The organism is Halopseudomonas sabulinigri (assembly GCF_900105255.1).
Lineage (GTDB): Bacteria > Pseudomonadota > Gammaproteobacteria > Pseudomonadales > Pseudomonadaceae > Halopseudomonas > Halopseudomonas sabulinigri.
Genome location: NZ_LT629763.1, coordinates 3,749,319 through 3,772,381, shown reverse-complemented (window position 1 = coordinate 3,772,381; position 23,063 = coordinate 3,749,319). Strand labels below are relative to the sequence as shown.

Sequence of the window (23,063 nt, the reverse complement as noted above, 5' to 3'; positions counted from 1 at the left end):
CCCATTCATATTGACTGTCACACCTGCTGGAGCCCCCATGCCAAACCTCACCCTCGACAGCCTGCAAGCGGTCATTGTTGACGATGTGCGCCGCGCCCTGAATGAAGACGTTGGCGATGGCGACATTACCGCCAGCCTGATTCCCGCCGAGCACCGCGCCGAGGCCAGCATCATCACCCGCGAGCCGGCGGTGTTCTGTGGTCGCGCCTGGGCGCACGAGGTGGTGCGGCAGGTGGATGCCAGCATCGAGATCGAGTGGCTGGTGCGCGATGGCGACCAGCTGATCGCCGACCAGACCCTGTGCCGCCTGAAAGGACCGGCTCGCGGCCTGCTGACCGCCGAGCGCTGTATGCTCAACTTCATTCAGACGCTGTCGGCCACCGCTACCCGCAGCCACCATTTTGCGGCGTTGGTAAAAGACACGCCGGTACAGCTGCTGGATACGCGCAAAACGCTGCCGGGGCTACGCATGGCGCAGAAATACGCGGTTACCTGTGGCGGCTGCCACAATCACCGCATTGGCCTGTTCGATGCCTTTCTGATCAAGGAAAACCATATCGCCGCCTGCGGTGGCATCGCCGCAGCCATCAATCAGGCGCACCATATTGCGCCGGGCAAGCCGGTGGAAGTGGAGGTGGAAAGCCTGGATGAACTGCGTCAGGCGCTGGCAGCCGGAGCCGATATTGTCATGCTCGACGAGCTGAGCCTGGAAGACATGCGCACCGCAGTGGAACTGACCGCCGGCAAAGCCAAGCTCGAGGCTTCCGGTGGCATCAACGAGACCACGCTGCGCAGTGTGGCGGAAACCGGGGTCGACTACATCTCTATCGGCAGCCTGACCAAGGACGTAAAGGCGGTGGACCTGTCCATGCGCCTGCGCTATCGGGCGAGCTGAGTGCGGCTCAACACTGGGCTAACAGGTGCCGACAGTCAGCCACGTGCCAATCGGCCAACGCGGGCCATTGGTTGTCGGCATGAACCAGACAAGTGCGGGCGCCTGCTGCCCGGCCCGCTTCCAGATCAAAGCGAAAATCGCCAACCATCACCGCCTGTGCCGGCAATAACCTCCAGCGCTTGAGCAACAGCTGTATGCCTTCAGGGTGTGGCTTGGGCGCAGCTTCTTCGCGGCCCAATACATCCTCAGCCGCAAAGCAGTCGAGTACCCCCAGGTGCGCCAGGGTCGACTGCGCTACCGCCTGCAAATTGCGGGTGAGAATACCCAACCGCAAGCCGCGCCCGTGCAAGCTGCGAATCAACTCAACCGCGCCGGGTGCGGCCTGCACCTCTGCCGCCAGGCGCAGCTCAATCTGATCCAGCTGCGCCTTCATGGCAAAACGTTCTGAATCAGGCAACGCCGCCATATACGTGAGGATATCCGCCTCAGCCGGTACGCCCAGCTCGCGTCGGATTGCCGGAAAGTCATGCTGCGCCAGCGTCAGCGTGCCATCGAGATCGAATATCCAGCCCTGCAACTCGCGCACGTTCAGTCCTTGACCTTGCGCATCAGCGATTCCTGCGCCACCGAGGCCACCAGCTCGCCGGCACGGTTGAAGATCTGCCCGCGAGACATGCCGCGTGAACCGGCCGCCGAGGGGCTATCCATGGCGTAGAGCAGCCAGTCGTCCATGCGCAGGGGGCGGTGATACCAGAGCGCATGATCCAGGCTGGCGACCTGCAGCTTGGTCGACCAGCTGGAAATCGCGTGGGGCTGCATGGCGGTACCGAGCAGGTGGAAGTCCGAGGCATAGGCCAACAGATAGCGATGTACCTGGGGGTCGTCCGGCAGCTGTCCGTCGGCGCGATACCACATGTAGCGCACCGGCTCGGACACCTTGGGCTCGAAGGGGTTGAACTCGCCTACCGGGCGAATCTCGATCGGCTTGCCGCACAGCACCTTGTCGCGCACCTTTTCATGAATCAGGTGCTGGTACTTGCGCGTCCAGTCGGTTTCATTCGGCAGGTCATCCGGGCCCGGCACATCCGGCATCTGGGCCTGATGACTGTAGCCTTCTTCATCGCCCTGAAAGGAGCAGATCATGGTGAAGATCGGCTTGCCTTTCTGAATAGCCTGCACGCGGCGTGTGGTGAAGCTACCGCCATCACGCAACGGATCTACCTGATACACAATGGGGTGAGTGGCATCGCCGGGTCGCAGGAAGTAACCGTGCACCGAGTGCACATGGCGCTCGTTATCGACCGTCTGGCTGGCAGCCGAGAGCGACTGCCCCAGCACCTGACCGCCAAACAGCTGCTTGAAGCCAAGGTCCTGGCTACGCCCGCGGAACAGGTTTTCTTCAATTTTTTCCAGCGCCAGCAGGTCTACCAGATCATCCAGCAATTGGCTCATATTCCTTCCTCACAATCGGCGCGACCACGGCTGTCGCTCTACTCCACACCAGCAGCAGCGATCTTGGTCGCCACCAGAATGCCGGCAAGTTTAACCCGGATTGTCCCAACTTAGCAGTTCAGCGGCCGCCTGATTCACCGTGAGACTTGTTTGCGCAGCATCGGCTCCAGCATACTCGGACTCTTCGTACAGCAAGGGGAGCACAGGTGGACCTGCCACTGGTATATCACCCCGACTACAGTTTTGCCTTCCCGGCGCCGCACCGCTTCCCGATGGACAAGTTCGTGCGCCTGCACGACCATCTCAGCGCCAGCGGGCTACTGCACGGCAATAATCTCTATCAACCACAACCGTGCCCTACCGATCTGTTGCTACTGGCCCACGACGCCGACTACGTTGCGCGCTTTTGCAGCAACCAACTGGATGCGGCCGCGCAGCGCCGCATGGGTCTGCCCTGGAGCGAGCGGCTGGTAGCCAGAACCCAGCGCGCGGTGGGCGGCACCCTGCTGACCGCCGAACTGGCACTCCAGCACGGGCTGGCCTGCCACCTGGCCGGCGGCACCCACCACGCACATTACGATTTTGCCTCCGGCTTCTGCATCTTCAATGACCTGGCCATCACCAGCCGCTACCTGCTGGCGAGCGGCCGAGCGCAGTGCGTACTCATCTTCGACTGCGACGTGCACCAGGGCGACGGCACCGCGCGCATCCTGGAGAACGACAACGACATCATCACTGTCTCGCTGCACTGCGAGAACAACTTCCCGGCGCGCAAGGCGCACGGTGATTGGGACATCCCGTTACCGCGTAATCTCGACGATACCGGCTACCTGAAGGTAGTTGCAGATACCCTGGACTACCTGCTGCCGCTGTACCAGCCGGACCTGGTGCTGTATGACGCCGGCGTCGATGTGCATGTCGCCGACGCGCTTGGCCATCTGGCACTGAGCGATGCCGGCATTGCCGCGCGTGACAGTCATGTACTCAACGCCTGCCTGGCACATGACATCCCCGTTTGCGCCGTTATCGGCGGCGGCTACGACAAGGATCGAGACGCCCTGGCCAAACGCCACGGGCTACTGCACCACAGCGCCGCGCAGATATGGCAGGCACAAGGTTTGGGGTAAACTGCGCGACTTGCAGACCAGGGGCAACGTGATGACCAAGCAACAGCCGTACACCGACAGCATTGCCGTAATAGGCGGTGGACCGGCTGGCCTGATGGCCGCGGAAATCATTGCCAATGCCGGGTACCGGGTGGACCTGTTTGACGCTATGCCCTCGGTCGGCCGCAAATTTCTGTTGGCTGGGGTCGGCGGCATGAACATCACCCACTCCGAAGCCAAGCTGGACTTCATCTCGCGCTACCGCGAAGCCGCGCCCTGGATCGCCGACTGGCTAGAGAACCTTGACGCCGAACGCTTGCAAGCCTGGATCCATGAACTGGGCATCGACACCTTCGTCGGCAGCTCCGGTCGCGTCTTCCCTACCGACATGAAGGCTGCGCCGCTACTGCGCGCCTGGCTCAGACGACTGCGCGAGGCCGGGGTGCAGCTGCACACCAGGCACCGCTGGCTGGGCTGGACGACAGAGGGCGCACTGCGCTTACAAGGCCCTGAGGGTGAGCTAAACATTAACCCAAAGGCCTGCGTGCTGGCACTGGGCGGCGGCAGCTGGGCGCGCCTGGGCTCCGACGGTAGTTGGGTTGCCCCGCTACGCGCGCAGGGCGCTGCCATACGCGACCTGCAGCCGAGCAACTGTGGTTTCATCTGCAACTGGAGTGCCTTTCTCAGCGAGCGCTTCGCCGGTCAGCCACTCAAACCGGTGGTCGCCAGCGTGCAGGATAAAGACGACCAGATCATCAGCCGACGCGGTGAGTGCATTCTTACCCACGATGGTATGGAAGGCAGCCTGATCTATGCGCTGTCTGCGCCGCTGCGCGAGCAACTGACAACCGTAGGCGAAGCTCGGCTGACGCTCGATTTGGCACCCGACCGCAACGAAGCGCAGCTTGCTGCTGCGCTGGCAGGCAGCCGCAAGGGCCAATCTCTGGCCACCTTGCTCCGCAAGAAAGCCGGACTGGACGCGCTCAAGGTCGCGCTATTGCATGAGCGTTTCGATAAAAGCCAATTGAGTACCGCCGAGCAACTGGCCCGCGCGATCAAGCAATTGCCGCTCAGCTTCAACGCCACCCGCCCGCTGGACCAGGCGATCAGCAGCGCCGGCGGTGTAGAACAGCAGGCGCTGAATGCAGATTTGATGCTGAAAGCCTTGCCCGGCGTGTTCTGCGCCGGAGAGATGCTTGACTGGGAAGCACCCACCGGCGGCTACCTGCTCACCGCTTGCTTTGCCAGCGGCACGCGCGCCGGTGAAGGGGTTATTCGTTGGCTCGCGCCGGCTTGACACCCGACAAGCGCGGCACCATCCAGCGCTCGAACAGGTGCGGAAACAGCCGAGCCACCAGCCGCGCCTGCCAATCGACATTCGACAGTACCAGCAGCCGCTTGCGCTTGCAGGCACCCTGGTAGATCGCGTCCGCCACGTCCGCCGGCGCGGATACCTTGAATGCCAGATTGACTGTACCCTGGTTTACCGAGCCATCGCCCACTAGCGCATTCTTGCGAATGTCCGTAGCAGTAAAACCGGGTGTGACCAGCATGACGTTAACGCCCTGCTCACGCACCTCCATGCGCAGCGTCTCGAACAGACCGTGCAAGGCGTGCTTGCTGGCATTGTAGGCACTGCGATAAAGCAGCGGCGCGAAGCCGGAGAGTGAGCTGAGGACGATCACCTGGCCGCCGCGCGCCAGCAGGCTCGGCAAGGCATGACGCGTACAGTTGAGAGCACCGAAGTAATTGACCGCCATGATGCGCTGGAATACCGCAGCGTCGGTTTCGGCGAAGGTGCTGCGGTGAGTAATGCCGGCGTTGTTGATCAGCAAATCTATACCGCCGAAACGTTCGACTATCTGACTGATGGCTTCGGCGCACTGCTGGTCATCGGAGACATCGCAGTGCAAGGCCATAACATCGGCGTTGAGTTTGTCCTGCAGTTGCTGGCGAAAGGCGACCAGCGACTCATCGTGAATATCCAGGATGGCAATGTGCGCGCCAGCCTGGGCAAAGCGCAGGGCCAGAGCGCGGCCAATCCCCGCGCAGCCGCCCGTGATCACTACTACTTTCTGCTGAAAGACTCGCCGGCCCATAGCGCCTCCTTGTTGACGGCTTTGAGCTCAGCCTAAAGCCAGCGGAGAATGGCGGCAAGCACATCAGGATACGGGGTCAGGGCGCCAGGCGCTCGCGCCGCCATTGACCGTCCTGCAATTGATAGCGCAGGCGGTCGTGCAGGCGACTGGCACGCCCCTGCCAGAACTCGATCACCTGCGGCACCAGCCGATATCCGCCCCAATGCGGTGGCCGCGGTGGCTGATCCTCGGCATATTGTATTTCCAGCGCAGCCAGACGCTGCTCCAGCACCTCGCGCCCGGCAATTACCTGGCTTTGCGGTGAGGCCCAGGCACCGAGCCGGCTGCCCGCCGGGCGACTATGGAAGTACACATCGGACTCTTCATCGCTGACCTTTTCCACCTGGCCCTCGATACGCACCTGCCGCTCCAGGTCGTGCCACCAGAAGGTCATGGCTGCCCGTGGCTGGGTCGCCAGTTGCTCGCCCTTGGCACTCTGGTAATTGGTGAAAAACACAAAGCCGCGCTCATCAAAACCCTTGAGCAGCAGGGTGCGCAGATGCGGCTGACCCTGCTCGTCTACCGTGGCCAGCATCATCGCATTGGCTTCGGTGGTTTCAATCTCCACTGCCTGGGCAAACCAGGTGGCGAACAGCAGGTGCGGCTCGTCTGGCGCCTGAGCTTCGGTCAGCCCGTCGCGGGTGTAATCACGCCGCAGGTCGGCAATGGTCGGTTTCATCAGCGTCACTCCTTCATGCATTCAAGCCAGTCATCTCCAGGCCAAGCCTAGCACTCCCTGTTACAGACACCTTGATCTGCAGCAGTGTTCAGTCCAGCTCGCGCAGGCACTGATAAATCGACTCGCTCAAGGCCAGTGCGCGCGGATCCATCAGCACGTAGGGGCCCATGGTGTTGGTAACGTAGCCAAAGCCAACCCCTGCCTCGGGGTCACAAAAACCCAACGAGCCGCCCGCACCCGGGTGGCCAAAGGCCTGCGGACCCATACCGAACCCACCACCGGGCGTGTTTTGCTCCAGCATCACGCCCAGCCCGAAGCGCGTGGGGCAAAGCAGGGTGCGATCCTGGCCCTGGCTGTGTTCCTGTTGCATGAGGGCAACCAGCTCAGCGTCCAGCAGTTTGACGCCGTCCAGTTCGCCGCCGTGCGCCAGCAGCTGCCAGAAGCGCGCCAGCGAGCGCGCATTGCCGGTGCCGTTGGCGGAGAGGATCTCCGCCTGCTGCCATTCGCGTTTATTGGTACTGGTCATCATGCTGGCCGGGTTGCCAAACGCCTTGGCGGTGAGCCCTTCAGGCTGCCCCATGGCGGCGAACAGGGCGCGGGCGCCCTCGTCGCCATATTGGTTACGCAGGCGCGAAACATGCGCCACGCGTGCCAGATCCTGATCCGGCACGCCAACGTGAAAGTCCATACCCAGAGGCGCGCAGATATGCTGCTGGATATAGCCGCCGGGCCGCTGACCGCTCAGCCGCGCCAGCGGCTCACCCAGCAGCCAGGCATAGGTCACCGGCGCGTAGCCATGGGCCGTGCCCGGCTGCCACCACGGCGCCTGTTCGGCCAGGGCTTGGCTCATGGCGGCCCAGTCAAACAGCGCTTCGGGTGGCAGGGGTTTGGAAACTGCCGACAGGCCGGACTGGTGGCTGAGCAACTGGCGCAGGCTGATTTGCTGCTTGCCAGCCTGGGCAAACTCGGGCCAGACCTCGGCAATGGGGGTATCCAGCTCGATACGACCGGCAGCCACCTGCTGCAGCAAAGCGACCGCACCCAGCGGCTTGGTACAGGAGAACACATTGACCAAGGTGTCCTGCTCCCAGACCTGCTGGTTGTCCTTGTCCATCACGCCCTGCCAGAGATCCAGCACGGTGTCGCCACCCACGGTCACGCAGAGCGCGACGCCACGCGCCTGCTCGTCCTGTTGCTGCTCGGCAAAGAGTTCGCGTACCCGCTCGAAGCGTGGGTCAAAGTAGCCCTGCACGTTGCTCATCGGAATAGTCCTTGGGTCAGTGTCTTGTTGTATTGCCATTTAACCGCGCCGCGCATTCGAAAGCAGCGACCATAAGGCGCTGCGTCAGTGCAGTATCGAGCAGGCTGATGACGCTTAGTCAATCTGCTGACGGAACGGCGGCAGCGCCTTGAGAATCGCCTTGCCGTAGCGCTGGGTAACCAGACGACGATCAAGCACGGTAATGGTGCCGGTATCCTGCTCGGTCCGCAGCAGTCGCCCGCAGGCCTGAATCAGCCGCAGGCTGGCGTCCGGCACGGCAATTTCCATAAAGGGGTTGCCGCCGTTCTTTTCGATCCATTCAGCCAGCGCTGCCTCGACCGGATCATCCGGCACGGCAAAGGGAATCTTGGCGATCACCACGTGCTCACAGTACTTGCCAGGCAGATCCACACCTTCGGCAAAGCTGGCCAGGCCAAAGATCACGCTCTGCTTGCCATCATCCACCGCGCTGCGGTGCTGGCGGATCAGTTCCTGCTTGGAGAGGTCGCCCTGCACCAGCACGCGCTCACGGAAGGCCGCCGGCAAACCAGAGTAAACCTCCAGCATCTGCTTGCGCGACGAATAGAGCACCAGACTGCCGCGCTCGTCGGCCAGAATATCCGGCAAGTGCTCGGTAATGGCCGCCGTGTGGCCGGCGCTGTCACGCGGATCGGCGCCGTGGTTTGGCACGTGTAACAAGCCCGCCTCGCCGTGCTTGAACGGGCTCGGCGCCAGTGTACACACGGCGCTCTTCGGCAGGCCGGCACGGTGGCTGAAACGATCAAACTTGCCCAGTGCGGTCAGCGTGGCCGAGGTGGCCAGCGCAGCAAAGGCGCTATGCCACAGATACTGGCGCAGGGTATCAGCAGCCAGAATCGGGCTCACGTGCACTTCAATGTCATTGGTGTCGGTCAGCGTCAGCCAGCGCGCGGTTGGGGGCCTGCCTTCCGGGTCCTGCAGACAGAACTGGGTCCACAGCGTCCAGTTGGCCTCGGCGCGCGCCAGCAGGGCACCAAACAGCGGATACCACTCCTCAGCCTGGGACTCCGAGACGCCGACCGTCGCCTCGCCATCCATCGCCTCCTTCAGCATGTCGACCATGCGCTGCAGCAAATCGGTGATGCGGCCAAAGCCGGCCTTGAGCTCCAGCCCCATCTCGACCAGCTCTTCCGGCACTACGCCATGCTCAAAGCGGTGCTGGGGGCGCACGTTACCGCGCAGGTCTTCTGCGCTGGAGAAATCCGCGACCTCGCCCATCGCCTGCTGCATGAACTGTTGGTGCGGTTTCAGGTCACGCGCCTCCAACGGCACTTTTTCCAATACCCGGCCAAGCTCGCCAGGCAGCGGATGCTGAGCAAGCAGCTTGCTCAGGTTCTTGTCGAGTTGTTCCAGCCAGTCGGCGGTCGCGTGCAGACGCGTGTTGTGGGCAAAGTGTGAAATCGCCTTGTCGGGCAGATGGTGGGCTTCGTCGAAGATATACAGGCAATCGCGCGGGTCGGGCAGAATGGCGCCGCCGCCCAGCGCCAGGTCGGCCAGCACCAGGTCGTGGTTGGTGACAATCACGTCCACTTTCTGCACGCCTTCACGTGCCTTATAAAACACGCATTGCTGAAAATGCCCGCAGCGGCGGTTGCTGCACTGGATGTGGTCGGTGGTCAGACGTGACCAGTGCTGATCCTCCAGCGCTTCAGGCCAGGAATCGCGCTCGCCATCCCACTTGTTGCCGCCCAGGGCTTCCACCATGCGGGTGTAGAGCTTGAGTCCGGCCTCATCCACGTCCAGTTTGAAACCGTCGTCGGCGAAAATCTGCTGCTGATCGGCCATGGACTGGTTTTCGCGCAGCAGGTTATCGAGCTTGGACAGGCACACGTAGCGTCCCCGCCCCTTGGCCAGCGAGAAGCCGAATTGCAGGCCGGCGTTACGTTGAATATCGGGCAGATCCTTGAGTACGATCTGCTCCTGCAGCGCGACCGTGGCGGTGGAAATCACCAACGGCTTGCCCAGGTGCTTGGCGATGGGAATGGCGGCCAGACAGTAGGCCACCGTCTTGCCAGTACCGGTGCCGGCCTCGATGACCGCAACCGCCGGGTCACCGTCACGATGGCCGTCGTCATCCAGGTTGACGCCACCAAACAGCTTGGCCACCTCGGCAATCATCACCCGCTGGCCGTAACGCGGCTTGAGGGATTTGTTGTCGAGAAAGGTGCGGTAGGCCGTTTGAATCTGGCCTTTGAGTTCATCGTTCAGCATGCGGGCTCCGGGCTAGCCGGCAATGATAACATTGAACCGTCTGGCAACCGACTGCCATCAGGCTTGCATCCACCGGCAACTCGCTCTAGGGTCTGTTGCCGTTTCTTTCGCCTACCCACCCGAGGAGCGCCATGACGGCTACCCCCAACGCCACCCTGCTGAGCATTCTTGAGCATTATCAGCCCGCTCGCCTGCTTTGCGTCAGCCAATCACGGGTACCTGCGGTCGAGGCCTACTGCGCTACTCACCCGGCTACCCAACTGGTGACCAGCGACCAGGCGCCCTTGCCCGCAGGAGTTGCCAACCAGCGCTATGATCTGGCGATCATCGCCGACCAACTGGAGCATGTGCCACAGCGTACCGGTGTTGAACTGCTCGCTGGCCTGCGCAACCTGTCGGCCAGCCGGTTGGCGGTACTGGTTGATCTGCTGCAGGCCGCCGACTGGCAGGAGAACGACTTTTTTGCCCTGGCCCTGCAACGCCGCGCCAATTTCACCGGCGCTGACGACCAACGCACCCTGTCGCTCTACACTTATGACTTGGCCGATTACAAACAGGTACCGGATTGGCTCAACTCCAAATACTGGGCGAATCCCGAGATGTTCGACAAGTACTGGTGGTAAGCATGCACAAGATGATCAGCAGCCAGGACGCCTGCCCCTGCGGCCGCGCTCAGACCTACGCCGAATGCTGCCAGCCATTGCACCATGGCACGGCGGCGCAAAGCGCCGAACGCCTGATGCGCTCACGCTACAGTGCGTACACCCTGGGCTTGATTGACTACCTGGTAGCGACCACCCTGCCCGCCCAGCAGGGGCTGCTGGAGGTCGAACAGATGCGCCTGTGGAGCGCGCAGAGTCAGTGGCAGGGTTTGAGCGTTGAGCAGGTAGCCGATGGCCCCGGCAGCGACCGCGCCCAGGTCGCCTTTGTCGCGCGCTGGGCCGACCCGGACGGCAGCCAGCAAAGCCATCGTGAATGCTCGGACTTCAAGCGGCTGGGTGAGCGCTGGTACTTCATCGACCCCAACCATGTGATCAAGGCGGGTCGCAATGAACCCTGCCCCTGCGGCTCGGGGCGCAAGTTCAAGCAGTGCTGCGCGCTCTAGGCGGTTGCGCCGTCAGTCGTCCTGCAATTTCAGATGATCGGTATTGGGTACTACCTCTGGCAGATCGCGCTTCAGCTCACCCATGTCACTGCCCACCGGAGCCAGGCTGAGGGCACTGAGGTCAATCGGTAGCGGCGCAGGCGCTTCGTAGTCGTCCTGCAGGTCCGCGCCCAGCGGGGCAATATCGAAATCTGGCGCTTCCACATCGGCGAATGCCGCCATGTATTCGTCACGCGGCACCAGTTTGCCCGCCGCCTTGCCCGAGGTAATCGGCGTCGGCGCGGGTTCTGCTGCGGGCGCCAACGCGCTGGCAGGCACTGCCTCGGCGGGCTCCATCAATTCGATACTGCACAACGCCCCGGCACGCTCAATGGCTGTGCGGTACTTGGCGGCCGCCGCTTCATCCAGGCCCTGCTTGATCACAATCCGGCGGCCGGAGAACAGCATATCCAGCTGCTCGCCCGCCACCTGAAACAGTTGACCGATACGCGCTCGCGCTTGGTCTTCCGGCGTACCGGGTTGCACTTGTCCTTGAAAAACAATCTCGAAACGGGCCATCTTGTCACTCCCTGTACGTCAATTAGGGTTAGTATGGTCCGAGGCAAGCTGATCGACAACTCCACATATAAGTCAGCCTGTATCGATCGCGAGGGGGGAGACAATGAAGTCGCGTGTGCTGGGATCGCTGGTGCTGATGTCCTGCCTGCTGCTGCACGGTTGCGCCATATTCATGCCGTCTTACAGCAAACCGGATGTGAGTCTGGCCAACGTAGAAATGCTCAAATCCAATCTGTGGGAGCAGTCTTTCCGACTGCAGCTACGGGTCGATAACCCCAATAGCAAGTCGCTGCCGATTCGCGGCATGCAGTACAAGGTTTATCTGAACGACATGCGCTTGGCCACAGGCGTCAGCAACAATGTCTTTGACGTACCGGCCTATGGCTCGGAAACATTTGAACTGGAAGTACGCTCAAACCTCTGGCGGCATCTTGCCGACCTGGTCAAGCTGGTAGAAAAGCAGCAGTCCGTTAGCTACCGCATTGAAGGCCATATCAGCACCGGGCTGTTCCTTGCGCCCAACATCAATCTGAAAGAAGAAGGGACGCTGGATCCCTCGCAACTGAGTTTCTGACACCTATGCACCTATATCACTGGCTGCTGCTTGGCGGCCTGCTCATCATCGCCGCCCTGGCCGGTTATGCCTGGTACCTCTGGCGCCGCGTATGGCGGCAGCGTGCCGACCAACAGGCCCAGCAGGATCAGCGTAACGCTCGGCTGGCTGGCGACATCCAGTTCATCGCGCAAAGCCTGGTCAACGGCCAAGTGCCGATGATCGAAGGCTCGATTCGCCTCAAGGTATTGCTGGATAATTATGCCGGCCCACGTCGGGAAGGTCTGACGCTGGAGGTCTTTACCGAGGTGTACGATCAGACTGCCCACATCCCCACCCATGAGGCCTGGAAGCAGCTGAGCGCAGCAGAGCGGAAACTGCACCTGCGCCTGATGGACACCATCGAGCGTGACCATCAGCAGCAGGTACAACAGGCCGCACGCCAACTGGCTGACGGCCTACACTGAATGACACGGGCGGCATTGCGCCGCCCGGCCTGCTTCAGACTACCGAGTTACCACCATCGACCGCCAATGCCTGACCACTAACGTGGCGTGACGCCTCGCTGGCGAGGAACACGGCTGCGCCCTTGATGTCCTCTTCACCGCCAATGCGACCCAGCGGCGTGCCCTGCTTGATCAGCTCGGTGACCTTCTCCAGACCTTTGGCCAGCTTGGTCGGGAAGTAGCCGGGGCAGATGGCATTGACGTTGATGTTATACGGGCCCCACTCGCCAGCCAGCGCGCGTGTCAGGTTGATGGCGGCGGCCTTGGAGGTGTTGTAAGCCACGGTGTGGATACCGGAATTGGCGCGGTTACCCTTGAAGCCGGCAATCGAGGCGATGTTGATGATCTTGCCGGACTGGCGCGGAATCATGAAACGGCGGGCCACTTCCTGCGCCACCAGGAAGCAGACATCAACGTTCAAGGTCATCACTTTCTGCCAGCCTTCATAGCTGTGCTCTTCGGCGGGCTGACCCCAAGTAGTACCGGCGTTGTTCACCAGTACGTCGACGGTACCGAAAGCCGCTTCGGCAGCGTCCACCAGCGTCTTGACCGGATTGGTATCCAGTTTGCCGAGATCGCAGGCCACACCGGCGGCCTCGATACCTTGGGACTTCAGCTCGGCGACAACGGCCTCGATCTCTGCCGCATTACGCGCGCTGATGAACACCTTGGCGCCCTGCTCACCGAAGGCTTCCGCCATCTGCAGGCCCAGGCCTTTGGTACCACCCGTGATCAGGGCAACCTTGCCGGTCATGTCGAACAGTTGCTTGACGCTCATGGAATATCCTCTTGTGTCGTTATGGATGACAATTCAACCTGGGCATCATAGACACCCGAGGGGTGAAGGCCGACCATCAGTGATCCGGGTGATATGCCGCCCCACACAGGTGTTATCATGCGCGCCTTTACCAACGCGGACCCCAGCCATGGCCGAACACGACTTCAGACGCACTGCTTTCAACCCGTCTCACACCCTGATCGAGTGCCGCACGCTGGGCGCCGGCCTGTTTCAGGTAACCGGTCAGGGCGGCGGCGTGCAGCCCGGCGACCGCCTGATCTGTACCGTCAAGGGTAGTCGGGATCTGCCATTGCGCCTGACCGTGGAGAAGGTTCGTTACCTGATCAACCCGGCCGGCCAATGGACTGCCACTGCCAAAGGCCCTGATCTGCGCGGCCAGTCCGTACTCGGCTGGTCAATTACCTGTGATCAGTGCGCGCGCGAACAGGCCTTCGAGTTTCTGGCGGCCGAGCGAGATGACCTGCCGGCGCGCACACAGAAAGCCGTAGCGCGCATTGCCGAACTGGGCTGGCAGCCCGTGGGTGAGAACCACCTCTGCCCGGCCTGCGCCCGCCAGCAAGCGCACGGCTAGAACAACGCCAGCTGCTCGCCCATGGGCGAGTGGGCATTATCCAGGCGCACTCCCACGCCGATCAGCCGCACCGCCCGTCCGCCCCGGGCGTAAGCCTGAGTGCACAGTTCGGCATAACCTTCCGGCGTCACCGGTGCACCGGCCTGCTCCAGGGTGGTCTGGGTAAAGTCGTGGAACTTGAGTTTGATGAACGGCTTGCTGACTCGATAGACACTGTCCAGCCGGCCCAGACGCTCGGCCAACTTGTCGAGCAGCGGCGGTAATGCCGCCAGGCAGGCGGCCAGATCCGGCAGATCGTGCTCGTAGGTATGCTCCACGCTGACCGACTGGCGCTTGCTTTCCACGACGACCGGCCGATCATCAATACCACGGGCCAGCTGCCACAAACGCTCGCCAAAGCTGCCGAACTCACGCGCCAGATCCTGCTTGCGCCACGGCAGTAGCTCGCTGCACACATCAACGCCCACGCGCTTGAGCCGCTCTGCCGTGACCTTGCCCACACCGTGCAGTTTGGTGACCGGCAGATCGTGCACAAAGGATTCTACTTCGTGCGGCAAAATCACTTTCAGACCATCGGGCTTGTTCCAGTCGCTGGCGATCTTGGCGAGAAATTTGTTGGGCGCCACCCCGGCAGACACGGTAATGCCCTGGGTGGCCTGCACGCGCTGGCGAATTTCCTTGGCAATCAGCGTGGCGCTGCCGCGACAGGCCTCTGCAGCAGTAACATCAAGATAGGCCTCGTCCAGCGACAGCGGCTGAATCAGGTCGGTGTAGTCGGCGAAGATCGCCTGGATGGCGGCTGATACCTCACGGTAGACCGACATACGCCCCGGCACGATCAACAGGTCCGGGCACAGGCGCTTGGCGTAGGCAGAGGCCATCGCCGAGTGTACGCCGTAGGCGCGGGCCTCATAATTACAGGTAGAGATCACCCCGCGCTTGCCCGGGTCGCCACCCACCGCCAGCGGACGACCGCGCAGGCGCGGATCGTCGCGCATTTCTATTGCGGCGTAAAAGCAATCACAATCGACATGGATAATCTTGCGCACAGCAGACCGCACCAGACCGCAACAGGGAGACGGTCAGTGTAACCGATCAGGCGGTCATTACCCGATTGCGACCGGCGCCTTTACCTTCGTACAACCCTTGGTCAGCGCGCTTGATAACGGTCTCGATGCTGTCATCTCCGGTAAAGACCTGGGTCACACCGAAGGTCGCGGTCAATCTGATTGCCCCGGCCGGGGAAGCCAGCGGGGTGGACTCCAGTTCCTGCCGTAAACGACTGATAACCGCTACCGCCTGTTCAAGGTCGGTATCGGGCAGGATCAGGACGAACTCCTCGCCCCCAAATCGCCCCACCACATCCGACTGGCGTAACAGGTTGCTGAACAGATCGGCAGCATGGCGCAGCGCCAGATCGCCGATGTCATGCCCGTAGGTGTCGTTGATTCGTTTGAAATGATCCAGATCCGCAACGCACAGGCTAATAAACTTGTGTTGCCGACTACAACGCTCACGCTCACGGTTGAACAGCATTTCGTATTGGCGGCGGTTGAACAGGCCGGTCAAGGGGTCGGTTGTGGCCTGCCGCTTGAGCTCTTCTTCCAGGGCCTGCCGCTGCTTGATTTCGTTCTGCAGGTCGCGGTTGATCGAACTGACCTGCTGAAACAATGCGTACTCCTGGCGTTGCACGGTTTGCAGTCGCAACGCGGTAAAAAAACCCACCACCATAGGTAACGACAGCATAAACAGCAGACCAACCAATACCGGGGCGCCAAAGCCGCGCAGCCAAACCGCAAACATCATCCCACCAATCCCGAATGCGGCTGCCAGGGTCGAGAGGTACACACGGTTCGGAATAAAGACGTACAGGCTGATGATCAGCATCGCGACTACGCCGATTATCCAACTGACAATATCGTGACGAATGAAGTAGAGAAAAAAGAACAGCACAAAGCCGAACGCCTCAATAGCGGTGACGGCATAACCGTCAGTCGCCAGGGAAGGCTTGCGCTTGCTGTAAAAGAACAGGGTCAACAGCAGGGCCGCCGTCGCCAGGCGTAAACCCGCGACAAGCGCAAAATCGGCGCTGTTGCCCAGAACCGGGTAATCCAGCATCCCGAACAGCAACAGCAATACCAGCCAGACCATCAGCCCGCGACGCAGGTGACGAGCAACAGTGACCTCGCTGTGTTTGCGATAGGCACGTTCTATTGCGGGATCGGAGAACTCTCCGCGCCAAGGCGACACGTCATAGGTTGCGTGCGTATTTTCCACGTAGCTGTTACCTGTTTCTCTGTCCGGCTTGGGCCGTTTTATTGTTCTGCGTCTCAACTACAAGACAGCGATTTTGCCTTAAGAGCAGAGTAAGTCAAATATTCAGTGATGTCATTATGACGTCAAATAAACCCGATCCTTTCCCCTACCGCCTGATCTGTAGAACCAAGCCTGCCCGCCAATAAAAAATCTTTTCTCTTCAATCGCTTGACAGAAAACTTTCTGTGAGTAGAATGGCCACCTCTGACGCGGGGTGGAGCAGTCTGGTAGCTCGTCGGGCTCATAACCCGAAGGTCGTAGGTTCAAATCCTGCCCCCGCAACCAGGTTCAAATCCGTTGAATGATTAACCTCATTCAGCGGTTTTTTTTCGCCTGAACTCTACCCATGCTGCCCCCATGTCGATGCCCGTCTCGCTACCCAGCATAGCAGCACATCTGCCCTAGCCCCATTAACCGCAACTGCTGATCCCGACAACCTGTCTCTGTGGCTCGCTCCGGGGTGCAGGCTCGCAACCCACTCCCTTATACTCAAGCCCTACCGCCAAGCTGCATCGGTGCCCGTACCTGTCTTGGCAAAATCATCCGCAGCCTGACTGCCGTTGCTGGAGTTGATTCATGAGCACTACTCCCTGCCCTGTTTTGGCCGAGCTACGTGGCCATATTGGCCACCTCACCCTCAACCGCCCCGCCGGCCTCAACGCGTTAACACTGGAAATGGTGCAACTGTTACGCACCCAGCTGGAGCAATGGGCGCAAGATCCGACCGTACTGGCGGTGGTATTGCGCGGTGCTGGCGAGCGCGCCTTCTGTGCCGGCGGTGACATCCGCCACATGTACGACAGTTATCTGGCCGGGCGTAGCCACGAACCGGAAACCTTCTTCCGCGAAGAATATGAACTGGATGCCTATATCCACGCCTACCAGAAACCCATCCTCGCGCTGATGGATGGCATCGTCCTCGGCGGGGGCATGGGGCTGGCGCAGGGCGCCAGCATCCGCCTGCTGACCGAGCGCTCACGCCTCGGCATGCCGGAAACCGGAATCGGCTACTTCCCGGATGTCGGTGGCAGCTACTTCCTGTCCCGCCTGCCGGGCCAGATTGGCTTGTACTTGGGTATCACCGGCAACCACGTCGGCAGCAGCGACGCGCTGTACGCTGGTCTTGGCGACCTGTGCATCAGCAGTTACCGTCTGAGTGAGCTGGAAGCGCTGCTCGACAGCCTCAACCCGGCGGAAGGCAGCCTGCGCGAGCAGATAGCCGTCCTGGCGGACTGCGCGCTGCCTGAAGCCGATTTGCAGACGCTACAGCCGGCCATTGACCTGCACTTCGCCCAACCCGACATCGCCGCCATTCGCGCCTCACTGGCCAGCGAGCAGCGCCCCGAGTTCAGCGAATGGGCTCAGCGCACCCTCGAGATCATCGACACACGCTCACCACTGGCCATGGCCGTGACCCAGGCCATGCTGGTGCGCGGCCGGTCACTGACGCTGGCCGACTGCTTTGCCATGGAGCTGCACCTGGGCCGTCAGTGGTTTGAGAAAGGCAACATCATGGAGGGCGTGCGCGCGCTGCTGGTCGACAAGGACAAACAACCAAAGTGGGACCCGCCACACCTTGAGCAGCTCGACCCGAAACGGGTTGCGGCCTTTTTTGCCGGTCTATAGGGCAGTCCCTCTCGGTCGCAGCCGTTTAATGAAAGTCACGGCTGCGCACCCGAATACCCGAAAGCAGTTCATCAAGGTCATGCAAGCGCCGAGCAATCACATGACGCACCCCGTCCCGCGCCTCGAACTGTCCCTGCACCATCAACAGCTGTGAGCCGACCAGTACCTGGCGTTGCTGCTCGGCCAGGTCGCGCCAGACGATCACGTTGATCATGCCGAACTCGTCCTCCAGGGTGACAAAGGTTACCCCGGTTGCCGTACCTGGCCGTTGCCGCCCCACCACCAACCCCGCCACCTTGACCGGCCGGTCCGGCGGCAGCTGCAGCAGATCGCGTGAACTGCGACAGCCCCGGCGGCTGAGCTCGGCACGCAGCAGGCACAGCGGGTGCGGCCCCAGGGTGGTGCCTAGACTGGCGTAATCGGCCTGCAAGTCCTCGGCGACACTGGGCGTGGGAATCAGGGCCGGCGCCTCAGCTGACGCCGCTGCACCGGCAAACAGCGCCAGCTGCGGCTCAACGCCTGCTACCGCCCAGCGTGCCCGAAAGCGTCCACCCGCCAGAGCACGCAGGGCACCGGCATCCGCCAGCTGCGCGCGGGCACGGCTGGCCAGTGCGCTGCGCTGCAGCAGATCGGCCACATCGGCAAACGGCTGCTGTTCCCGCGCCGCTACCAGCCGCTGTGCATCTGCCTCACTAAAGCCTTTCACCTGCCGCAGCCCCAGGCGAATTGCGGGCTGCCCGTCCGCAATGGGCTCCAGTGTGCAATCCCAGTCGCTGCAGCACACGTCCACCGGCCGTGTCTCAATGCCGTGCCGTCGGGCGTCCTGCAGCAGCTGATCCGGACTGTAAAAACCCATTGGCCAACTGTTGATCAGCGCGCAGGTAAATGCTGCCGGCTCATGACATTTCAGCCAGCAACTGGCGTAGGTCAGCAGGGCAAAACTGGCCGCATGCGACTCGGGGAAGCCGTAACTGCCAAAGCCTTTGATCTGCTCAAAAATCCGCGCCGCAAACTCCGCGCTGTAACCGCGCTCAAGCATGCCTGCCGTCAGCCGCTGGCGATGCGGCTCCAGACCGCCGCTGCGCTTCCAGGCCGCCATTGAGCGGCGCAACTGATCAGCCTCACCGGGGCTGTAACCGGCGGCGACAATCGCCAGTTCCATGACCTGCTCCTGAAACAACGGCACCCCCAGGGTGCGCTCAAAGACCTTTTTCAGCTCCTCCGACGGGTAGACCACCGCCTCCTCACCGTTACGCCTGCGCAGGTAAGGGTGCACCATGTCGCCCTGGATGGGCCCTGGCCGCACAATGGAAACCTCGATCACCAAATCGTAGAAGGTCCGCGGCTGCAAGCGCGGCAGCATAGCCATCTGCGCGCGCGATTCAATCTGGAATACGCCGACGGTATCGGCGCGGCTGATCATCTCGTATGTCGGTTTATCCTCTGCCGGAATGCTCGCCAGTGTCAGATCCAGGTTGCGATAGTGGCGCAGCAGATCAAAGCAGCGGCGCAGCGCACTGAGCATGCCCAGGGCCAGAATATCCACCTTGAGCAGCCCTACCGCATCCAGATCGTCCTTGTCCCACTGAATGACCGTGCGCTCGGCCATGCTGGCGTTCTCGACCGGCACCAGCGTGTGCAGCGGCGCCTCGGAGATGACAAAACCGCCCGGATGCTGCGACAGATGGCGGGGAAAGCCGATCAACTCACCAGCCAGCGTCAATATGCGATGCAACGCCTGGTTGTCGGCAGCAAAGCCAGCCTCCGCGAGGCGCTCGGCATCCGGTATGCGGTTGCTCCAGCGGCCACAACAGCGTGCCAGCTGGTCAATCTGGTCTGCCGGCAATCCCAGCGCCCGGGCAACATCACGCACAGCGCCGGCAGCATGGTAGGTGTTGGCTACGGCAGTGAGGGCGGCCCGTTCACGCCCATAGCGGCGAAACACATACTGGATCACCTCTTCGCGGCGTTCGTGTTCAAAGTCCACATCAATATCCGGCGGCTCGTCACGTTCACGCGAAATGAAGCGCTCAAACAGCAGGTTGCTGTGTGACGGGTCGATTTCGGTAATACCCAGGGCGTAACACACCGCCGAGTTGGCCGCCGAGCCTCGTCCCTGGCAGAGAATATTTTGCCGGCGCGCGTAATCGACGATGTCGTGCACGGTAAGAAAATAACTGTCGTAAGCCTTTTCGGCGATCAGCTGCAGCTCACGCTCAATCTGCTCTGCGACCTTGTCTGCCACGCCTTGCGGCCAGCGCCAGCGCAGGCCACGCAGAGTCAGCTCACGCAGCCAGCTGGCCGGCGTGTGCCCCGCTGGCACCACTTCATGTGGATACTGATAACGCAGCTGGCCAAGATCAAACTGGCAGCGGTCGGCGATACGCCGGGTTTCCGCCAACAGCGCGGGCGGGTAAATCGCCTGCAGTACCGACAGGCTGCGCAGGTGGCGCTCACCGTTGGCGTGCAAGCGGTAGCCGGCCTGCATCACGGTACAGTGGTGACGAATCGCGGTGAGGGTGTCCTGCAGCGCACGGCGGCCGCGCGCATGCATGTGCACGTCGCCGCTGGCCACGCAGGGCAGCCCCAAACGCGCGGCCAGCCCCTGCAACTGATCTAGCCGCTGCGCATCATCCGGCCCACGGTGCAGCTCGACCGCCAGCCACAACACACCGGCAAAGCGTTCAACCAGCCAGCGGCCCTGCGCCTCGCTCGCCGAGGCATCGGGCAGCCAGAGCGCCAACAGGCCAGCCAGCCCAGCGTCCAGGTCCTCGGCCAGCAGTTGGTAACAGCCCTTCTCTGCGCGGCGCCGCGCCAGCGTCAAAAGGCGACACAGGTTCTGATAGCCGTTCAAGTTCTCTACCAGCAAGACCAGTCTCGGGTTACCGATAGCCGAGTCCACCAGATCGCCGTTGTCGATCTGTACTTCACTGCCGACAATCAGCTTGAGGCCGGTAGCCTGCGCCGCCTGCCAGGCACGGACGATACCCGCCAAGGTGCCCTCGTCAGTGATCGCCAGCGCGTGATAACCATGCAGTTGAGCCCGCTCGAACAGCTCCTGCGCGCTGGAGGCACCACGCTGGAAGCTGAAGTTCGACAGGCAATGCAGTTCGGCATAACCAAGACTCATGCAAACCAACCGTGAACCCACATGGGCCCCGCGCCACCGGCAGCATGAAAAGCCCAGGCGCGGCGCCCATCGCGGGTTTCGACCAGGTAGTAATCGCGGCGCACATCGCCGCCATCCCACCAACCGGACTCGATCCGCTCCGGGCCACAGAGAATGCGCGGGAACAGATCGTCCAGCGGTTGTGGTTCAGCCAGCAGCCAGCCGGGACGCGGCGGCTCGTCTAGTTGCGCTGCGCCGGCCTGCGGCTGCGCACTCCAGGCCTGCTCTGGGCGGTGATCGGCACACAGTGCAAGGCCTTGCACCGCATCATCGCCCAGCCGCGCGCGCAGCCTTTCGCGCAACTGCTCCCAAGCCAGCGACTGCTGCGGACGCTCAACAAACAACTCGCCCGCCGCCGGCACGAAGCGCGGCAACTCCTGGGCCCGCACCGCAAACGCCTGGACCGGCGCACGCAGCTGCACCGCTTCCAGCCTGCCTCGGGCCAGTTCAAACAACATGCCCGGCTCCCGATCGGCGCTCAGCAATCCCACCGGCACCTGAGTCGGCTCACCCTCACGATGCTCCAGCAGCAGTACGAAGCGCTGTACGCCACAGTCCCGCCCGGCCAGAAATACCGCCAGATCTCCGGTCAGCCGGCGTAGCGGGAACAGCAGGGAGGCAATGGATTCCACCTCAAAATTGAACTCCACCCGCCCGGCGAAATCATCGGGCGGCTGGTAGGCGCCAAGCGCCAGGGGGTGCAAGCCCTGCAGGGTATCAAGGTGATCCAGCAGGCTGCGCGGAAAACGTCGTGCCAGACTGGCACGTGGCAACGCCAATACCTGATGCAGCTTGCGCAATCCCATACGCGACAGCTCATCGGCGGCTTCGGGCGCAAAACCACTGCGGCTCACCGGCAGCTCACGCAGGTAATCCGGCAACTGCAGCTCATCAACCGCCAAGCCGTCAGCCACATTCACCAGCACCCGTGCAGCCAGCGCATTGGGCGCCACGGCAATACGGTGAGAAAAGCCCAGCTCCGCTAGCTCTCGGCGCAGACGCTGCTCAAAACGCGGCCAGGGGCCGAACAACCCCAGACTGCTCTGTACCTCCACCAACAAGGCACGAGGATAATCAAGGCTCACATGGGAGCTGAACCGGTAAGCCCAGGCAGCCAGAAAAGTCTGCCAGTACTGAACGTGCTCGGGGTCGTGCTCAACGCAGACAAAGTCGTCACTCAGTGCGCGTGCGGCGGTCAGCGTTTGCCCGCGACGGATACCCAGCTCACGGGCCGCCGGATTGACCGCCTGCACCAGCCGGCGCTGCACCGGACCCTGCACCAATACCAAGGGTTGCAACGGGTCTTCGCGCGTGCGCAATACCGCGTCCAGTGCCAACTGCGGCAACAGAATACAGGCCCAACGCATGAGCGCTCAGTGCCCCAGCGCGAGCGCGTGACTGGGCGCCAGCCCGCCACGGCATTTCAGCACCCGCAATTGATTGGGGCGCAGTTCCAGCAACAGCCGCAACGCGGCGGGCGAGGCGTTTATCGCCTCGCGTTGCGGGCGCAGGACAAAAGCCAGCGTATCTCCCGTTTCAGCCGCCACCTGTAGCCGGCGCAGAGCGCGATCATCGGTGCGCTCTGGCCAGCAGAGCACAGCACCACAGCTACCGGACCGCAAGCACTGTTCAGCCGCCCAAAGTGCATCGCTGCCGCTGGCCTGGATGATCGATAACCGTGGCAAGGCCACCCGTGCCTGCGCCCAGGCAGGTGCAAAGGGTATCGCCGGCGGCGCGACCAGCACCACCCGCTCATCCTCGGCAGTCAGACGGGTCAGCGTAGGCCACAGCAGTTGCAGCTCACCGCTGCCCGCAGCGGGCAACAGGATTTCGTTGAGCGCAGCGGCCTGCCAGCCACCGCTGGGCAGCGCGGCGTCCAGTACCGCATGGCCCGTAGGCTGCAGCTTGGCCGGCGGCACTTCCTGCCGGCCACGCCAAACGCGCCGCTGCTGCAGCAGACTATCGAGCGCAACCACCGAACCCATCGCTCACCCTCCTGACAGGAAATAACAATAAACTGTATATACATACAGCATATTTTACTCCCTTACGGCGGGTCAATCGCTAAACGACAGGCAC

22 protein-coding genes and 1 tRNA gene are annotated in these 23,063 nt (G+C 62.1%); 10 read left to right on the top strand and 13 right to left on the bottom strand.

The features are described 5' to 3' along the window. Positions 1-37: 37 nt before the first annotated feature. A complete protein-coding gene (gene nadC, locus BLU26_RS17260; protein ID WP_092288079.1) occupies positions 38-895 on the top strand; it encodes a carboxylating nicotinate-nucleotide diphosphorylase in 858 nt (285 codons plus the stop codon). Between the two features lie 7 nt (positions 896-902). Here the strand turns inward: nadC and BLU26_RS17255 are convergent, their stop codons facing one another. Then, the gene (locus BLU26_RS17255) at positions 903-1,487 is read right to left on the bottom strand and encodes an HAD family hydrolase (RefSeq protein ID WP_092288078.1); all 585 of its coding nucleotides are present in this window, start codon (positions 1,485-1,487) and stop codon (positions 903-905) included. Further along, positions 1,484-2,347, bottom strand: coding sequence for an acyl-CoA thioesterase II (tesB, locus tag BLU26_RS17250; protein WP_092288077.1), 864 nt, complete (start codon positions 2,345-2,347; stop codon positions 1,484-1,486). The genes BLU26_RS17255 and tesB overlap by 4 nt, the downstream gene beginning before the upstream one ends. Before the next feature lie 206 nt (positions 2,348-2,553). Here tesB and BLU26_RS17245 point away from each other — a divergent pair, with 206 nt between their 5' ends. Together BLU26_RS17245 and BLU26_RS17240 are read left to right on the top strand one after the other, a co-directional pair. Next, positions 2,554-3,474, top strand: coding sequence for a histone deacetylase family protein (locus BLU26_RS17245; protein ID WP_172830668.1), 921 nt, complete (start codon positions 2,554-2,556; stop codon positions 3,472-3,474). 31 nt (positions 3,475-3,505) lie between these two features. Beyond that, the gene (locus BLU26_RS17240) at positions 3,506-4,750 is read left to right on the top strand and encodes a TIGR03862 family flavoprotein (protein ID WP_092288076.1); all 1,245 of its coding nucleotides are present in this window, start codon (positions 3,506-3,508) and stop codon (positions 4,748-4,750) included. Here the strand turns inward: BLU26_RS17240 and BLU26_RS17235 are convergent. The 4 genes from BLU26_RS17235 to dinG form a co-directional block, all read right to left on the bottom strand. Continuing rightward, on the bottom strand, positions 4,725-5,552 hold the full coding sequence (locus tag BLU26_RS17235; RefSeq protein WP_092288075.1) for an SDR family oxidoreductase: 828 nt from the start codon (positions 5,550-5,552) through the stop codon (positions 4,725-4,727). The two genes, BLU26_RS17240 and BLU26_RS17235, sit on opposite strands and share 26 nt — an antisense overlap. A gap of 76 nt (positions 5,553-5,628) precedes the next feature. Then, entirely contained in the window at positions 5,629-6,270 is a 642-nt protein-coding gene (gene pdxH, locus BLU26_RS17230) for a pyridoxamine 5'-phosphate oxidase (RefSeq protein ID WP_092288074.1), read from the bottom strand. 88 nt (positions 6,271-6,358) lie between these two features. Then, entirely contained in the window at positions 6,359-7,531 is a 1,173-nt protein-coding gene (locus tag BLU26_RS17225) for a serine hydrolase domain-containing protein (RefSeq protein ID WP_092288073.1), read from the bottom strand. A gap of 114 nt (positions 7,532-7,645) precedes the next feature. Beyond that, on the bottom strand, positions 7,646-9,781 hold the full coding sequence (dinG, locus tag BLU26_RS17220; RefSeq protein ID WP_092288072.1) for an ATP-dependent DNA helicase DinG: 2,136 nt from the start codon (positions 9,779-9,781) through the stop codon (positions 7,646-7,648). 131 nt (positions 9,782-9,912) lie between these two features. Here dinG and BLU26_RS17215 point away from each other — a divergent pair, with 131 nt between their 5' ends. Next, positions 9,913-10,404, top strand: coding sequence for a DUF6231 family protein (locus BLU26_RS17215; protein ID WP_092288071.1), 492 nt, complete (start codon positions 9,913-9,915; stop codon positions 10,402-10,404). Positions 10,405-10,406: 2 nt separating this feature from the next. Then, a complete protein-coding gene (locus BLU26_RS17210) occupies positions 10,407-10,886 on the top strand; it encodes a YchJ family protein (protein ID WP_092288070.1) in 480 nt (159 codons plus the stop codon). Between the two features lie 12 nt (positions 10,887-10,898). Here BLU26_RS17210 and BLU26_RS17205 read toward each other — a convergent pair whose 3' ends face one another. Beyond that, on the bottom strand, positions 10,899-11,444 hold the full coding sequence (locus BLU26_RS17205) for a hypothetical protein (RefSeq protein WP_092288069.1): 546 nt from the start codon (positions 11,442-11,444) through the stop codon (positions 10,899-10,901). 103 nt (positions 11,445-11,547) lie between these two features. Between BLU26_RS17205 and BLU26_RS17200 the strand changes: the two genes are divergently transcribed. Next, positions 11,548-12,018 (top strand): LEA type 2 family protein, encoded by a 471-nt coding sequence (locus BLU26_RS17200; RefSeq protein WP_092288068.1) that lies wholly within the window; start codon positions 11,548-11,550, stop codon positions 12,016-12,018. Between the two features lie 5 nt (positions 12,019-12,023). Beyond that, positions 12,024-12,464 (top strand): DUF2489 domain-containing protein, encoded by a 441-nt coding sequence (locus BLU26_RS17195; RefSeq protein ID WP_092288067.1) that lies wholly within the window; start codon positions 12,024-12,026, stop codon positions 12,462-12,464. Positions 12,465-12,498: 34 nt separating this feature from the next. Here BLU26_RS17195 and BLU26_RS17190 read toward each other — a convergent pair whose 3' ends face one another. Further along, positions 12,499-13,281 carry an SDR family oxidoreductase gene (locus BLU26_RS17190; protein ID WP_092288066.1) on the bottom strand — a complete coding sequence of 261 codons (783 nt, stop codon included), beginning with the start codon at positions 13,279-13,281 and terminating at the stop codon, positions 12,499-12,501. 148 nt (positions 13,282-13,429) lie between these two features. Between BLU26_RS17190 and BLU26_RS17185 the strand changes: the two genes are divergently transcribed. Continuing rightward, the gene (locus BLU26_RS17185) at positions 13,430-13,873 is read left to right on the top strand and encodes a hypothetical protein (protein WP_092288065.1); all 444 of its coding nucleotides are present in this window, start codon (positions 13,430-13,432) and stop codon (positions 13,871-13,873) included. Here the strand turns inward: BLU26_RS17185 and dinB are convergent. Next, positions 13,870-14,871, bottom strand: a complete 1,002-nt coding sequence (gene dinB, locus BLU26_RS17180) for a DNA polymerase IV (RefSeq protein ID WP_231702084.1) — start codon at positions 14,869-14,871, stop codon at positions 13,870-13,872. The genes BLU26_RS17185 and dinB overlap by 4 nt on opposite strands. A gap of 97 nt (positions 14,872-14,968) precedes the next feature. Then, a complete protein-coding gene (locus tag BLU26_RS17175; RefSeq protein ID WP_092288063.1) occupies positions 14,969-16,150 on the bottom strand; it encodes a GGDEF domain-containing protein in 1,182 nt (393 codons plus the stop codon). 247 nt (positions 16,151-16,397) lie between these two features. Between BLU26_RS17175 and BLU26_RS17170 the strand changes: the two genes are divergently transcribed. After that, positions 16,398-16,474: transfer RNA gene (locus BLU26_RS17170), tRNA-Met, on the top strand. 291 nt (positions 16,475-16,765) lie between these two features. Next, a complete protein-coding gene (locus BLU26_RS17165; RefSeq protein ID WP_092288062.1) occupies positions 16,766-17,815 on the top strand; it encodes an enoyl-CoA hydratase/isomerase family protein in 1,050 nt (349 codons plus the stop codon). A 25-nt stretch (positions 17,816-17,840) separates the two neighbouring features. Here the strand turns inward: BLU26_RS17165 and BLU26_RS17160 are convergent, their stop codons facing one another. Genes BLU26_RS17160 through imuA form a run of 3 tightly spaced genes read right to left on the bottom strand, consistent with a single transcriptional unit; the run spans position 17,841 to position 22,969 of the window. Next, positions 17,841-20,966 (bottom strand): error-prone DNA polymerase, encoded by a 3,126-nt coding sequence (locus BLU26_RS17160; protein WP_197674505.1) that lies wholly within the window; start codon positions 20,964-20,966, stop codon positions 17,841-17,843. Beyond that, positions 20,942-22,351, bottom strand: coding sequence for a Y-family DNA polymerase (locus tag BLU26_RS17155; protein ID WP_092288060.1), 1,410 nt, complete (start codon positions 22,349-22,351; stop codon positions 20,942-20,944). Before BLU26_RS17155 ends, BLU26_RS17160 begins: the two co-directional genes overlap by 25 nt. Positions 22,352-22,357: 6 nt before the next feature. Then, a complete protein-coding gene (imuA, locus tag BLU26_RS17150) occupies positions 22,358-22,969 on the bottom strand; it encodes a translesion DNA synthesis-associated protein ImuA (RefSeq protein WP_092288059.1) in 612 nt (203 codons plus the stop codon). Between the last annotated feature and the right edge of the window lie 94 nt (positions 22,970-23,063).